We start from the raw sequence: 15,186 nt of genomic DNA, 5'->3' as shown, positions 1-15,186 counted from the left end.
CTTACTACACTCGTAAATTTATTTCAATATGCAACACAATATAACTTATTTCCACAGCAGTGCGCACGTTTCCTCTGCCCAACTGTACTGGGTCATATACTCACCGCGGAATTCCGGTTTTCCGGTTTGCAGAAAGCTGTAGTAATCGCAGTCAATCCTCTCCTTATCCAGAGAGTAATAATAGCCATTCTGTTGTAAGATTTCTTCTGCATGGACCGCTTCCAGTGCATTTCGCAAATCATAGAACAGCTGGTGTAAATAGTTCATACTTTTTTCATCATCGTCGCTCTCCGGCCACATGATGGCACAGATCTGTTTTGCCGTCATCTCTGCCCCTTTTCGGTCCACCAGCACTGCAAGCAGTTCTTTCGACCTGGAACGTTTAAAGCGTAATGCCTCGCCCCGGAACAAAACTTCAAAGTAACCAAAGCATTTCACGGTCAAAAGCTTTTCTTTTGTTTTCGCTCCTTTGATATGATCAATTTCTCTCTGTACATCTTCCGCAGTGACAGGCTTCAACAGATAACCGGATACATGAAGTCGAAAGGCATCTACTGCATATTGGGAAAATCCGGTGCAAAAGATGATTTTGCAGTTTGGCCGTATCTCTGTAATGCTTTCTGCAAGGGCAAGACCGCCCATGCCGCGCATACTGATATCAAGAAATGCAATATCCACCGAATGATTCCTGCTCCACTCCAGCGCAGCCGAGCAAGTGGAAAATTCCTCCACCGAAGTGATATCCGGTGACGCCAGAACCGACTTCGTCAAAGCCGTCAGCATAGGTCTCTCATCATCTACCGTTATCGCAATCATTTATCTTCATCCTCCTTTGGTATCCTGATCAAAGCTGTGGTTCCTTTTCCCGGTGCACTGTCTATCATCAATGTACCATTACACATGGCTTCCAGACGGCCACGGATATTCCGGATCCCGATATGCTTTGTCTCATCGCGAAGCACGGACGGATCAAAGCCCACGCCATCGTCGACTACGCTGACACAATAATACCTGTCCGTCTCGAAGGTGCGGATCGTCACCGTACCTCCGGATTCCAACTTCATCAGTCCATGTTTGATGGCATTTTCCACCAGAGGCTGAATGGTCAGGGCCGGCAACAGGAACTCACTGGAATGCAGATCAAATTGAATCGTCATATCCGGGAATCGAGTCTGTTCGATATCCGCATAGTGCCGTACATGCTCCAGTTCCCTGGAAATTCCGATAAGCGCCGCATTATCAATCTGACTGAAATTCCCACGAAGATACAAACTGAAATCGTGGACCAGCTTCGATGCCCTCTCCGGCTGTTCCAGGCAGAGCTGTTCAATCGTTCCCAGTGTATTATAGATAAAATGGGGCTGGATCTGGCTGATCATAGTAGCAATCCGGCTTTCACCAAGCTGACGTTCTTTTTCCGCCAGTTCCTTCTTCTTTTCTGCCAGCTGCCTGGTCAGTTCCCCCTGAAACAGCATATACAGCGCAATCAGTGACATGGTGGTTGCCATACATTTGGGCGTGGTATCCCAGAACAGCTGAAGCGGCATCGCTGCCAGTGGGAAAATGCTGAAAGTCAGAAGGATGAACGTGCCTCTGCGTGTCAATGTCTTCCGATACTTTAAGACATAGATTATTTGCGTAAAAATGATACTCAAATCAAAGAGATTGACAATCATGTAAAGATCTGTATATGTAAATGTTCCTGTGGCATCGATATAGAATAATGTACCGTTATAGACGGACATAATGTTCAGCACCGCAGAGACGGCACATGATACAGCAATTGCATGTGCAAATTTCCAGGAAACCTTCTTTTTTTCCCGAAGAAAGCTTACCAGACAGTATGCAAAACAGATCAGCACCAGATAGCCGCATCCGCAGGAAAGTACAAATCCGGTTTTCAACAGAACCACTCTGCCCGGCACACCGTCTGTCAGCCAGATGAGCACTTCACCTGTCAGCATAAAGATATTCGCAAACATAAGTCGAATAAAATTCTGCATAAATGGTTTGTTACGTCCCTCATCCGTGAGCGCACCGCCCAGGAGAAAAATATTGATCAATATGGCAAAACAAAGTAAACCCACATTCAATTCTATCATTTCATTTAGCATACTTATCATAAACCACTCTTACGTCTTTCTGTTCCCGTCTTTCTGTTCCCGTCTTCAGATCAACTTTAAATCCGCCGCTCCGCAGATCAGCTGAACAGCCCGGTTAATGCATCGGTCTCCACCAGCATTTTCCGGTGCCTCATTCATAACGACACCTGCCCACTCTGCCAGCATTGACACCACTATCATGACAAATATCGCCATTTTGTTGCTTTTTTATACATTTAGAGTGTACCATTTTGTCCATATTTGTTCAAGCAATTATAATATTATCTTTTTATAACTGTTCAGAGCCAAGCACTTTTTTGTACATATCTATTTGGCGGATACGCCACACTGAGGAAACACGAGGTGTTTTCGAGGTTGGCTCTGAACAGTTACATCTTTTTTATTTAATCTATTCTTGACAATCCTTTTACATGTCTTTATACTGAATCTTGTAAATTGATCCGGGGAGCTTGTGCGCCAGGCTGAGAGGAAGTTCAGAACTTCGACCCGCATACCTGATTTGGATAATGCCAACGTAGGAACAAACGCAAAAGAGCTAAGATCGCGGGAGAAGCCTATGGCATCTCCCGTTTTTTCATGCAATCATTCAAACCGGCAATTTACATTTTACAAATATATACAGGGAACAATTGAGATTGAACCAGCATTATGAGTTCATGAAGGGGTGCACCACCACGGGTACATTTCTTTGTGGACTTCTTTTTTTGCAGAAATGACCTTGATTGTTCAGAAAGGAGGATCGCATTCATGATTCATATCACAGTCAACGGTTCTAAAGTAGAACTCGAAAATCCGGTCACGGTCACGGAATTCTTAACATCGCGCAATTACACGCTGACCCGGATCGCAGTGGAATTAAACGGCGCTATTCTTCCTAAATCCGCCTATTCTGCCACAACACTTACGGAAGCGGATACCATGGAAGTTGTAACTTTTGTAGGAGGAGGCTAGATCATTATGAGAGACACGATTGTATCGAAAGAAGACATCCATGAGGCTTTAGTAATACGCCATTCTGAAGAAGTGCAGAAGCGCCTTGAGGCGGGCCGCGTTGCCATCGCAGGGCTCGGCGGTCTGGGTTCCAATGTGGCATTTGCCCTGACGCGTATCGGTGTCGGGCATCTTCATCTCGTCGATTTTGACGTTGTGGACCTGACCAACTTAAACCGACAGCAATATTTTCTGGAGCATGTCGGAATGCCGAAAACAGAGGCTTTGAAATCCGAGCTTCTGCGCATCAATCCTTATCTTGATATCGTAACCGATCAGGTACGTGTGACCGAAGAAAATATTGAGATACTTTTTAATAATGAAGACATTATCTGCGAAGCATTTGATGTGCCGGAATGCAAGGCCATGCTGGTAAATGGCGTTCTGGAGCATTTTCCGGAGAAAAAACTGGTATCGGCTTCCGGAATGGCGGGGTTTGAGAGCAGTAATCTGATCCATACCCGGCGGGTCCTGCCAAACTTCTATCTCTGCGGAGATGAGGTCACCGAGCCTGCCTACGCGAGGGGGTTAATGGCTCCCCGGGTTGCAATCTGCGCGGCCCATGAAGCAAATATGATCACGCGCCTGTTACTTGGCGAAGAATGTGTATAAGAAGAAGCAAAACAGAAAGAAGGAAACCTTATGAGTAAGACAAATGACAAATTTATCCTCGGAGGACATGAATTCACCTCCCGTTTTATCCTCGGCTCCGGCAAATTTTCGCTGGACCTTGTAAAAGCATGTATCGAGAAGGCGGATGCTCAGATCATTACGCTTGCGCTGCGCCGTGCAAATGAGGGTGGTCTCGCCAATATTCTGGACTATATCCCGGATACCGTTACCCTCCTTCCGAACACCTCCGGCGCCAGAACTGCGGACGAAGCAGTCCGGATCGCCCGCCTTTCCCGCGAAGTGTGCGGAAGTGATTTTGTTAAAATTGAAGTGGTACATGACTCCAAATATCTACTGCCGGACAATTATGAGACTATCAAGGCGACAGAGATTCTCGCAAAAGAAGGTTTTGTCGTAATGCCGTATATGTATCCGGATCTGAATGCCGCACGTGATCTTGCAAATGCAGGTGCTGCCTGCATCATGCCGCTTGGTTCTCCGATCGGCTCCAACAAGGGTCTTTGTACCAGAGAATTTATTCAGATCCTGATCAACGAAATCGATCTTCCGATCATTGTCGATGCCGGAATCGGCCGTCCTTCCCAGGCCTGCGAAGCGATGGAAATGGGTGCTGCTGCCGTCATGGCAAATACCGCAATCGCTACTGCAGGTGATATACCGGCTATGGCTGAGGCCTTTAAGAAGGCAATCGAAGCGGGCCGAAGCGCTTATCTTTCCGGCATGGGAAGAACACTCGACAAAGGTGCCAGCGCATCTTCACCGCTGACCGGGTATCTTCAGGATTAGGAGGTGCGATTTATGAGTCAGGATACCATAACAGAGAATTCTTCCAAGGAGCACTGGAACGAGAGTATCGTAAATGAAGTGATTCTGGAGGATTTAAAGCAAAACCGAATCGACCACATGACGTATCTGCCGGGAATGGAGGATCCGCATTCCGATATCATGGACAAAGTCATTGATGCCATGAACCATTATGATTACGAGAAATATACGGAAGCTGACGTGCGCCGCGCCCTTGCCCATGACAACCGGACTCCGGAGGATTTCGCAGCGCTTCTTTCTCCTGCCGCCCTCCCGCTCCTTGAGGAGATCGCGCAGGAGGCACGACGGGAGACACGGAAGCATTTCGGCAACAGTGTTTACATGTTCACACCGCTCTATATTGCCAATTACTGTGAAAATTATTGTATTTACTGCGGTTTTAATTGCCATAACAAGATCAATCGTGCTATGCTTAACCCGGAACAGATTGAAAAAGAGATGCAGGCCATCGCTGAAACCGGACTTCAGGAGATTCTGATCCTGACCGGTGAAAGCCGTGCCAAATCCGATGTAAAATACATTGGTGAGGCCTGCAAGATCGCCCGGAAATATTTCCGGGTTATTGGCCTTGAGGTGTATCCGATGAACTCGGACGAATATGCTTATCTCCACGAATGCGGAGCCGACTACGTAACCGTTTTCCAGGAGACCTATAACTCCGATAAATATGAGACGCTGCATCTGGCGGGACACAAACGTATTTTCCCGTATCGTCTGAACGCACAGGAACGTGCTCTGATGGGCGGAATGCGTGGTGTCGGCTTCGGTGCTCTTCTGGGACTGGATGATTTCCGCAAAGATGCATTTGCCACAGGCTATCACGCCTACCTGCTTCAGCGGAAATACCCACACGCCGAGATCGCATTTTCCTGCCCCCGGCTCCGCCCGATCATCAACAATGACCGGATCAATCCGATGGATGTTCACGAGCCCCAGCTTCTTCAGGTTGTGTGCGCTTACCGTTTGTTCATGCCATTTGCCAGCATCACAGTCTCCACTCGTGAGTGCGCAAGAGTGCGTGATAATATGGTAAATATTGCCGCAACGAAGATCTCCGCCGGCGTCAGCACCGGTATCGGGGAACATGCGGATGATATTGAAGAAAAAGGCGATGACCAGTTCGAAATCTCCGATGACCGTTCTGTCAAAGAAGTTTATGACGCGCTTCTGGCGCATGATCTTCAGCCCGTTATGAATGATTATATTTATGTATAGCAATGCATCTGACTCTCCTGGTACGGCGTTTTGCAGGCGCCACACCGGCACCGCCATTTGCAGATTGCCGTACCAGGAAAGGATGATTGATATATGAATGATACGAATAACGATTGCGAACATAATCCATTTCAGAATGTGATCGCCGTTACCAACCGGCACTTAAGTAAACGGCCCTTTTTAGAGCAGATCGAGAGGATCTGCAAATGCCATCCGGAGGCAATCATGCTGCGCGAAAAAGATCTTTCGGCAGACGAGTATAAAAAACTTGCCGCACAGGTTCTGGAAATCTGCAAGGCTTATGATATCCCCTGCATTTTGCACACCTATATTCATGTTGCGAAAGAACTCGGAACGGGAAATATTCATCTGCCGCTTGAACTCTTTCGCAAATTTGCTGTCGAGATAAAAGAAGGGACCCTGCCGTATACATTCTACGAACCTTTCGTAAGTATTGGCACTTCCGTTCATTCGGTAGGTGAAGCAAAAACAGCGGAACGGCTGGGGGCCTCTTATATTACTGCAGGTCATATTTATGCCACCGACTGCAAAAAGGATCTGCCGCCGAGAGGGACGGAGTTTCTTCGCAGTATCTGTCAGGCTGTGAATATTCCGGTCTACGCTATCGGGGGAATTAACCCGGGAACCGGTCAGATTGAAGAAGTGATGAAGTGTGGGGCAATCGGAGGCTGCATTATGTCGGGGATGATGGAAATATAACTTCCATTCTTCCCTTTCAGGATTTCCAATTTTACAGGAATCACATCCTTCAGCATTTCTACATGGGATATGATTCCGACCAGGCCGTTGGCCTTTTGTATTCCCTGAAGGACTTCCAATGCATCGTAAACGGAATGTTGATCCAGCGTTCCGAATCCTTCATCGACAAACATGGCTCCAAGGCGCATGCCGTTGCCCTGGGTCTGTACGATGGTCGAAAGGCCAATTGCAAGGCTGAGTGCGACAAGGAATTTTTCTCCTCCGGACAGGGTCGTCACGCTTCTTCTTCCTCCGCTTAATGCATCCAGTACTTCCAGTTCCAGACCGCCTTTATGGCTGGTTCCTGCGATTTCATTCGTCCGATAGAGGCGGTAGCGCCCGCCATGCACCTGTTTTAAGAGGCGATTGGCCTCTACGGTGACCGAGGAAAGCATCACGCCGAGCACATATCTTTGAAGGCTGATCCCGGATCTTCCCCGGAGACGTCCTGCAAATTCCAGATTCGCATCGACACGGATGCGTTCTGTCTCATATTTTGCTTTCCGTTTGGCGAGGGATTCTTCTATTCGTTTTATGCGCTGAACCTCCTGCTGTGCCAGAATCAATTCTTTGGATCTGTTTTTCTGCTCAGTCTCAGCAATCTGCAGTTCGTATTCCATCTCTTTCAGCTTCGGCCGGATCTTTCCTTCCAGTTTTTCCTGTTGTTTTTGCTCTTCAGTTCTCACATTTTCCAAAGTAGTCCGATAGGAAATCAATGTCTCCCGGCAAGTGTTCTTTTCCTTTGTCTGCATCAGGCTGCGAATAAATTCTTCCTCATCTGCAAATCCATGCTCTGATAATGCCTGCTTCCATATCGTTTGCTGTTCTTCAAATCGCAGTTTTCCCTCTTTGGATGCTTCTTGTGCTTTTGCGAGCTGCACGTTCGCTGCAGTCACTTCTCCCTGAACTGCTGTCAGCAACTGCTGGATCTGTTTCTCTTCTTCCCGGAAAGAAAGAATCCATGTTTCTGATGTTTTACGCTCCTTCAAAAGCTGCATCGCATTTTCGATACCGCTAATTTTCTGCCCCAGAAGTTCTTCATAGGCAGTTTGAAGGGCAATCATATTCTGCTCAGCTTTTCCGGCCTCCTGCTGTAAATTCTGGTATACCGCTTCCGCGTTCCTGCGAAGTTCTGCATTCCTGCTGACTGCTTTGGTGCATGCGTTGAGCTTGTTATTCAGGGTATCCAATTCCTTTTCTGTCACCTTCTTCTGGCTCAGTCTCGCCGGCTTCGGATGTTCCCTGCTTCCGCACACCGGGCAGGGCTCTCCAGGTATCAGCTTCTCAGCCAGCGTACCACTGATTCCGTCCAGATACTGTTTCTGAGCAGCGGTATATGCATCCATACACTTTTGCTGACTTTCCATCGCTTCCATCCAAACAACATTGGCCTGTTCAAAAGACTGTTTCTTGTCCGCAAGCTTTTTCTTCAGCAGGTTCCATTCTTTTTCAGCGTTTTCTGCCATGCCTTTCTTCTGTTCCAAAGATTCATACAGACCCTCTGCACGCTCCAACAATGCAAGACGTTTGGTTTCCCGATCGTATGTCACCCGCATTTCTTCATGCTTATTCTGCTTGTTCTGTATTCCCTGCAGTCTGCATTCAGCCGCAATTTTTTCTTCTTCTGCGGACTTCTGGGCATTCTTTCGCCGGGCATATTCCTCTTTGGCTCTGACCGTCTCTGCATATAAAGGCTGGATCTGATCCGCTATATCCGATTTGGCAAGCCTTTGCGCGGTCGCTTCCATCTTTCCCGCTTTTGCTTTCAGCTGCTCCATTTTTATCTGCCATTTTTCCAGAACTTCAAATTCCGCATTCAGTAGTACTGCCTGCTCATAACGCCTTTTCTTTTCTGCCATTTCTTTTTCCACACGTTCGGCAAGACTTTGCAGACGGATCAGTTCCTGCTCTTTTTGGGCTGCCAGGATCTGCAGTTCTTCCACATTTTCACAGGAATAGTCTTTCAGGCGGCTTTGGATATCTGCTCTTTCACGGATGAGCTTTTGGTCTTCTTCCGTAATTCTCCGATAAATCTCCTCCGCGATCTTTTGCCATTTGTCCGCCCCAAACAGACTGACGAGGATGCTTTCTTTTTCTGCCGAATCCGAAACCAGAAATCGCTCAAACTGTCCCTGCGGAAGGATCACGACCTGTCGGAACTGCTCATCGTTTAAGCCGATGATTTCTTCTGCCTTGGCGCTCACGTTCTGCTTTTTAGGATTTGCAAATATCGGAACATAATTTCCATCCTCCAGAACCATACAATTGTGATAATCCTTCAGATTCTTTCTCCCATAACGCAAAGAACGTGTGAATTTATATCTCTTTTGACCGGCATCAAATACAAATTCCACCATTGTCTCATCTTCTTTTTCCGCCAGTTTGCAGCGCATCACGCTCATATCCCCCCGCAGTCCGCCGCTGGATTTACCATAAAGTGCATAACAGATAGCGTCCAGAATCGTCGTTTTCCCGGCGCCCGTCTCACCGCAGATCAGAAAGAGCCCACTCTTTTCGAGTGCCTCAAAATCAATAAACTGTTCTTCCATATAAGGACCAAAACAGCGAAATCTAAGCGATACAGGTCTCATGATAATTCACCTTCTTTCTCACACCATTCCAGTACTTCCTTAAAAAGTGAAAGCTGTTCTTCATTTGGAAGGGCTCCGCCATTTTCCCCGCAAAATCTCATCATGATATCCACTTCGTCCAGCGACTGAAGTTCTCCTACCGTCAATGCCGTCTGACCGTCCCCTTCTTCCAATGCTTTCCCGTAAAGCTCCAATAAATAAGGAAACTTCTGCTGCAATGCGGACAACAGTTCCAGACCGGCATACCGGTCACTTACATAGAGCCTCAGATAATCCTCTGACAGATCTTCCCTTTCTATGATTTCTTCATAGGTCCCCCGCACAGTTTTACGGTCATGCAGCATCTGAATCGGTATGGTTCGAATCTCGGAAGATTCGGTATCGATGAGCACGACTCCTTTTTGCTGGCCCTCTTCATTTCCAAAGGAATACTTTACCGGGCTTCCCGAATAACAGATATGCTCGTCGATCATCTGCGGCTTGTGAATATGCCCGAGCGCAACATAATCGAAGCCTTCGAATACATCTTTGGAAACAGCCGATGCCTGTCCGACTCTCGCCGACCGGTCCGATTCGGAAAGCTCTGCACTTACGATCAGCGCATGTGCCACCACAATATTGAAACGAGACGGATCCATCTCTTCCCGGATATGGTCGCAGACGACTTTCATTGCTTTCTCCTGAGAAGTAATCTCTGTACTTTTCTCAGGGAACAAGGCGATGACCTCCTCGCGGTTAAAAAAGGGCAGCGGGTAAATCGCTGTATTCCCGGCAAGGATCGGTGTGATCTCTCGGGGCAGGCGGCCCGACACATAAAGTCCCGCTCCTTTAAGCAGCTCACTGCATGCTGCGAGCCGCTCTGCACCATCGTGATTTCCTGCGATCACGACCATCTTTTTCCCCATATCCGCACAGATTCTGGTTGTTGCCTCATTATAAACAGAGATTGCTTCCGCATTGGAAACACTGCTGTCATACACATCTCCCGCAAGCAGAAGGATATCTGCCTGTTCTTCTTCTATGATGCTATATAATTGTTCCAAGAAGAAACGCTGGTCACCTGCCAGCGTTCCGGTTCCGACCGACATTCCAAGATGCCAGTCCGAAGTATGCAATATTCTCATGAATTTTCAGCTCCTTATCTCAAATCCAGATATCCACTCTCAGGAAGATATACATCCAGAAAATTCTTTACTGGATATCCTCATCATTAAAAGGATCCCCGCATTCCGGACAGAAGCGTGGCGGATTTGCCGGGTCATCCGGTTCCCATCCGCATTTATCGCAGCGGTAGAGCGGGATGCCTGCCGGTTTTTTCGCTCCGCATTCTGTACAGAATTTTCCTTTGTTCACCGTTCCACAAGAGCAGGTCCATCCGTCATCGGCCGGTTTTGGCGATCCACATTCCGGACAGAATTTTCCGTTTACTGTTGCGCCGCATTTACATTTCCATGATCCAACAGGCGCTGGTTCCGGCTTCTTTTTCCCGCATTCCGGGCAGAATTTGCCTTTTACAACTGCGCCGCAGCTGCATTTCCACGTGTCGGTCGCAGCTGCCTGTTGCTGTGCTGCCTGCTGCTTTGCCGCTGCCTGACGGTTTGCCTCCTGCTGTGCCGCCTGCTGCTGAACTCCGGCATTGTAGAAATTCTGCGCGGCTTGGAATCCTCCTGTACCGCCGCCTGCATTCATTGCCATTCCCATACCGAAGAATCCGTTCATGGAGCCGTTCGGATTGGATGCGGCATTTTCCATTGTAGCTGCAGTTGCATCTGTCATGCGCCCTGCCATCATAAATGGATTGCTTCCCATAGAAGCGGCGTCTTCCATCTGATTGATCTTCTTCATATCCTCTTCCGTCAGCGTGATCGGATTGAGGGCAATTCGCTGGATCGTAATACCTCTGCGTTCTGACCATTCATTCCGCAACGTATTGTTCATCGCGTCTTTCAGTTCATTTGCATGCGCAGGAATCTGAGCCGGACGAAGCTGCAGCTCAGAAAGTGCTGCAAAAGCAGGCTGCAGAGCATCGATAAACTCGGTCTTCAGCTGTCCTTCAATCTCATCTTTTGTAAATTCCTGTTCTACGTTTCCACAGACCTCTGAATAGAATAGGATCGGGTTTGTAATCTTATAAGAATAAACACCGTTGCATCTGACCTGAACCGTTCTGCGGATACCGATTTCTTTATTTACCACGTCAAACATAAACGGATTCGGTGTTCCGAATTTGTTATCCATAATCTCTTTGGTGTTAAAGTAATATACTCGCTGATCCTTTCCGGCGTCCCCGCCATATGCAAAACGTTTTCCGATATTCAGGAATGCCTGCTTGATGCCGTCTCCCAGATCCCCCGTAAAAATACTTGGCTCTGACGAAGTATTATAAGTGTACTCTCCCGGTTCTGCGCAGAATTCTACGATTTTCCCCTGATCCACGATGATCATGCACTGCCCGTTCGCCACAGCGATTCCGGAACCATTGGTGATTACATTATCGTTCCCCCTTGTGTTGGATGAACGTCCGCTCGTTCTTTTCTTTCCTTTCACAACCAGAACATCATTGGCAAGTGCATCACAGTAGAAAAACTCCAGCCACTGATCTGCCAATGTCCCGCCGATTGCCCCCATTCCTGCTTTAATTAATCCCATAATTGAATTCTCCTTTCACTGCTTGTTAATTATCTTTATGTATTATCCTTTCGCAAGTTCCACTCCTGTAATCACCCACTTAAATGGGTTCTGCACTTCACTGACCGGTGAAATGTGAACGACTGCATACTCCTCAATCTCTCCTTTGAACAACAATGTAATATCTACATTCCGGTCATCGGTCACTTCCATCGACCGAACGACTACTGTAGAGTCATCTACTGTAAAATTGGCTTTCACAATAACAGAATCTTCCGCACTTTCCGGCCAGATGATGCCATCGCTCTCCTTGATATCAGGGTACACTCCCGTTTCCGGAAACATGGCCTCCGCATACTTGTTCAACGTTTCATAATCCAGATAAATATTGCCTTCCGTCTCTTCCGAAAAACCGGACAGCCACATCTGCGCGTTCCCCAATTCCTGATACTCTTCGGAATACAGATCCGTGTAAAATGTCAACCGGAAATCATCATTTTCCGTTTCGTCTGTGTTGTCCACGGAAACGGGCTTATTGTCGCCATCCGTTGCTGTCTCTAAATTTTCAGACCCCGTCTGTTCTTTTTCCGTTTCATTTTCCTTGCACCCTGCACAGCCGACAAGCAGTACCATAATCAAAATCCATGCCAGTATCCGTTTCATCGCATCACCTCCTGAGCATTTTCTATATTACTAATTTACCATGATTTGAGACAAAATAATATAGTGATAAACATTATTTTTCGTTAACTTCTGTAAAATTCATACCATTAAAAAAGGTGCACAATCTGTATTTAATCAAATTGTGCACCTTGTCATATGATAAATTCTATTTTCCCGCTCAGCTCGCCTGCTCTTGCCGGACATTCATAAAATTACGCAGCTTTGTCTGACCGGTCACCGCATCTGCTATATTGACACAGCAATTTCCCATTCTGTCGATATCGTGCAGGATCTGTCCGAACGGTACTGTGAGATTTGCCACGCATTTTCCCTTCCCGACACGGTTCATATGCGCTTTTCTCATCTCAATATCCAGATCCATGACCTTTTCCTTCTTTTTCTGGATTTCTGCACTGCCATCCTCGTTTCCCGTCACCATCATCTCCAGCACATCGGCATACATGTCACCCATAAGGATCAGACTGCTTTCCAGATCTTTTAACGCTTCCTTTGAATACCGCTTTTTCTTACCAAGGCGTTCCATCAGCGCTTCTGCTATATCTCCGCACAATGATCCGAGACGTTCCACATCACTCAAAACATACATCATTCCCGCCGTCTGGGATGTCTGTTCTTCCGTCATAACACCGGCCGCAAAAAGATCCGAGAGATAATCTGTGATATGCTTGCTCAATGTCTGAACATTTTCCACATTCTCAAGCACATGCTGAAGCAGATCTTTTTCTTCTTTTCTGACTGTCTTTGCAAGCTCCTCCAGTACACCGCCTGCAAGCTCGCTGCAGCGGATCACTTCTTTGGTCACCAGTTCCAATGCCGCCGCAGGCTGTGCTGTCAGTTTTTCATCCAGGAAAAGCGGTTCGCCCGGCGCATGCACCATTTTCCTTCCATCCGGCACAAGTGTCATAACTATTTTCACCAGAATTCCGATAAGTGGAATCCAGATAAGCGTCATTACGATATTAAATATAGTGTGCGCATTCGCAATCTGCCTCGCGATCACTTCCACTTCCGGTCCTTTCGGTGAGATCCACTGGACGAACTGCGCATATGGTTTCACAAACCAGATGAATAAACATGCTCCGGACACGTTGAATACACAATGTGCCACTGCGGTTCTCCTGGCATCCTTCGGCTGCCCTACACTTGCCAGAATTGCCGTAATCGTCGTTCCGATATTATCTCCAAGAAGAATCGGGATCGCGCCCGCAAGTCCGAGAATACTCGTCACGCCATCCGGCCCCGCCTGCGATGCAAAATTCTGCAATACCGCAATGGTTGCACTGCTGCTCTGCACAACCAGCGTCATCAAAGTACCTACCAGAACTCCCAGAACCGGAATGTCCGCCACCTTCCCGATCAGATCCGTAAACACCGGGCTGGACGCCAGCGGTTTCATAACGTCACCCATCGTCTCAATTCCAAGGAACAAAAGTCCAAAAGCAAATACCGTCTGTCCGATGTTCTTCACCTTTTCATTTTTCGCAAGAAATGACGCAATGAAGCCTCCAAAAATAAACACATATATGTAGTCACTGATCTTAAATGCTATAATCTGTGCGGTCATCGTTGTACCGATATTTGCACCCAAAATAATCGAAATCGCCTGAGGCAGGTTCATCAAACCGGCACTGACAAATCCAATCGTCATGACCGTCGTCGCACTGCTGCTCTGCAGCACCGCCGTCGTCAGCGCTCCTGCAAGCACGCCCATGACAGGATTGCGCGTCAGAAGGGCAAGAATGCTCTTCATCCTCTCCCCTGCCGCTTTCTGCAGACATTCACTCATCAGATTCATACCATAAATAAAAATGGCAAGTCCTCCCAGTAAACCAAATACAATTCTTGTTGAATCGCTCATAGTGTTCTCCTTATTCACATTCTCATATTGATCCTATTATCTTCTTTACTATAATTTGAGAATGTAAAATACATATCGGAGAAATGTTAAATCTGTGTAAAATGAAGACTGATATGCATGATTTGGAAGAGGGAAACTTTTGCTGACTTATTGCCCATTCATCCCTTGCGCCTTGTGGATTGATATGATATATTATAAGCACAAAGAGAACAACCGCCCACAAGGGGATTGGCCTCATTGTTGTAATTCAGTATAGAATCACCACCCTTTTTGGTCAAAGTTCTGGGGTGGTTTTTCTATGCCTTAATTCATTATCTGATAAACGTAAATACGAATGTCAGTAACGCCAGAATGAACATGCCAAAAGTCATCAAATCCTTGAAATCAAAAGGTTTCTTGTCCACCAGCACCACCCCCATTCTATGTAGAATAGAGGTCAGCCACCCTATAACACGGTTGTTCCTGATAGAAGTTTATCATATTTTAGTCTGTTTTTCATTGAACTTGTAATTTAATCTGCTTCTACATTGCTTTCCACATTCTGATGTATTGCTCCAGTAAATTCATCCCTTGCGTTTTGTAGTTTGATATGATATATTATAAACACAAGGAGAACAACCGCCCACAAGGGGTTGACCTCGACATATGGTTAAAGAATCACCACTCCATCTCTCGTCAAAGTTCTGGGGTGGTTTTTCTATGCTTTAAAACATTATCTGATAAACGTAAATACGAATGTCAGTAATGCCAGAATGAACATGCCAAAAGCCATCAAATCCTTGAAATCAAAAGGTTTCTTGTCCACCAGCACCACCCCCATTCTATGTAGAATAGAGGTCAGCCACCCTATAACACGGTTGTTCCTGATAGAAGTTTATCA

General features: G+C 46.8%; 13 protein-coding genes and 1 riboswitch. Of the genes, 5 read left to right on the top strand and 8 right to left on the bottom strand.

From position 1 onward, the window contains the following. Positions 1 to 45 precede the first annotated feature (45 nt). The 3 genes from ACTNA4_RS11590 to ACTNA4_RS11580 are packed head-to-tail and all read right to left on the bottom strand — an operon-like array spanning position 46 to position 2,303. Positions 46 to 816, bottom strand: a complete 771-nt coding sequence (locus tag ACTNA4_RS11590; protein ID WP_441030168.1) for a response regulator — start codon at positions 814 to 816, stop codon at positions 46 to 48. Further along, positions 813 to 2,123, bottom strand: a complete 1,311-nt coding sequence (locus ACTNA4_RS11585; protein ID WP_441030166.1) for a sensor histidine kinase — start codon at positions 2,121 to 2,123, stop codon at positions 813 to 815. Before ACTNA4_RS11585 ends, ACTNA4_RS11590 begins: the two co-directional genes overlap by 4 nt. Positions 2,124 to 2,168: 45 nt before the next feature. Then, a complete protein-coding gene (locus ACTNA4_RS11580; RefSeq protein WP_441030164.1) occupies positions 2,169 to 2,303 on the bottom strand; it encodes a hypothetical protein in 135 nt (44 codons plus the stop codon). Between the two features lie 251 nt (positions 2,304 to 2,554). Then, positions 2,555 to 2,662, top strand: a riboswitch (TPP riboswitch). A 208-nt stretch (positions 2,663 to 2,870) separates the two neighbouring features. Between ACTNA4_RS11580 and thiS the strand changes: the two genes are divergently transcribed. From thiS to ACTNA4_RS11555, 5 genes are all read left to right on the top strand, one after another. Continuing rightward, positions 2,871 to 3,074 (top strand): sulfur carrier protein ThiS, encoded by a 204-nt coding sequence (gene thiS / locus ACTNA4_RS11575; RefSeq protein WP_427820152.1) that lies wholly within the window; start codon positions 2,871 to 2,873, stop codon positions 3,072 to 3,074. A 6-nt stretch (positions 3,075 to 3,080) separates the two neighbouring features. Continuing rightward, positions 3,081 to 3,725, top strand: a complete 645-nt coding sequence (gene thiF / locus ACTNA4_RS11570; RefSeq protein WP_441030162.1) for a sulfur carrier protein ThiS adenylyltransferase ThiF — start codon at positions 3,081 to 3,083, stop codon at positions 3,723 to 3,725. 30 nt (positions 3,726 to 3,755) lie between these two features. Continuing rightward, positions 3,756 to 4,532 carry a thiazole synthase gene (locus tag ACTNA4_RS11565; RefSeq protein WP_441030160.1) on the top strand — a complete coding sequence of 259 codons (777 nt, stop codon included), beginning with the start codon at positions 3,756 to 3,758 and terminating at the stop codon, positions 4,530 to 4,532. A gap of 12 nt (positions 4,533 to 4,544) precedes the next feature. Continuing rightward, positions 4,545 to 5,786, top strand: coding sequence for a 2-iminoacetate synthase ThiH (thiH, locus tag ACTNA4_RS11560; protein WP_277647370.1), 1,242 nt, complete (start codon positions 4,545 to 4,547; stop codon positions 5,784 to 5,786). Between the two features lie 93 nt (positions 5,787 to 5,879). Further along, complete coding sequence (locus ACTNA4_RS11555; protein WP_427820155.1) at positions 5,880 to 6,506, top strand: thiamine phosphate synthase; 627 nt, start codon at positions 5,880 to 5,882, stop codon at positions 6,504 to 6,506. On the opposite strand, the gene ACTNA4_RS11550 is transcribed toward ACTNA4_RS11555, so the two are convergent. The 5 genes from ACTNA4_RS11550 to ACTNA4_RS11530 form a co-directional block, all read right to left on the bottom strand. Then, positions 6,437 to 9,136 (bottom strand): AAA family ATPase, encoded by a 2,700-nt coding sequence (locus ACTNA4_RS11550; protein WP_441030157.1) that lies wholly within the window; start codon positions 9,134 to 9,136, stop codon positions 6,437 to 6,439. The genes ACTNA4_RS11555 and ACTNA4_RS11550 overlap by 70 nt on opposite strands. Beyond that, a complete protein-coding gene (locus ACTNA4_RS11545; protein ID WP_441025246.1) occupies positions 9,133 to 10,260 on the bottom strand; it encodes an exonuclease SbcCD subunit D in 1,128 nt (375 codons plus the stop codon). The genes ACTNA4_RS11550 and ACTNA4_RS11545 overlap by 4 nt, the downstream gene beginning before the upstream one ends. Positions 10,261 to 10,327: 67 nt before the next feature. After that, the gene (locus ACTNA4_RS11540) at positions 10,328 to 11,785 is read right to left on the bottom strand and encodes an SPFH domain-containing protein (protein ID WP_441030155.1); all 1,458 of its coding nucleotides are present in this window, start codon (positions 11,783 to 11,785) and stop codon (positions 10,328 to 10,330) included. A gap of 42 nt (positions 11,786 to 11,827) precedes the next feature. Next, positions 11,828 to 12,427, bottom strand: coding sequence for a hypothetical protein (locus ACTNA4_RS11535; protein ID WP_441030153.1), 600 nt, complete (start codon positions 12,425 to 12,427; stop codon positions 11,828 to 11,830). A gap of 178 nt (positions 12,428 to 12,605) precedes the next feature. Next, complete coding sequence (locus ACTNA4_RS11530; protein WP_441030151.1) at positions 12,606 to 14,306, bottom strand: Na/Pi cotransporter family protein; 1,701 nt, start codon at positions 14,304 to 14,306, stop codon at positions 12,606 to 12,608. Positions 14,307 to 15,186: the final 880 nt, after the last annotated feature.

The sequence above is a fragment of the Bariatricus sp. HCP28S3_A7 genome, assembly GCF_052066375.1.
In the GTDB taxonomy this organism is placed as follows: Bacteria; Bacillota; Clostridia; order Lachnospirales; family Lachnospiraceae; genus Allocoprococcus.
Note: the sequence above shows the minus strand (reverse complement) of the source record. Positions and strands in the feature narration are given on the sequence as shown.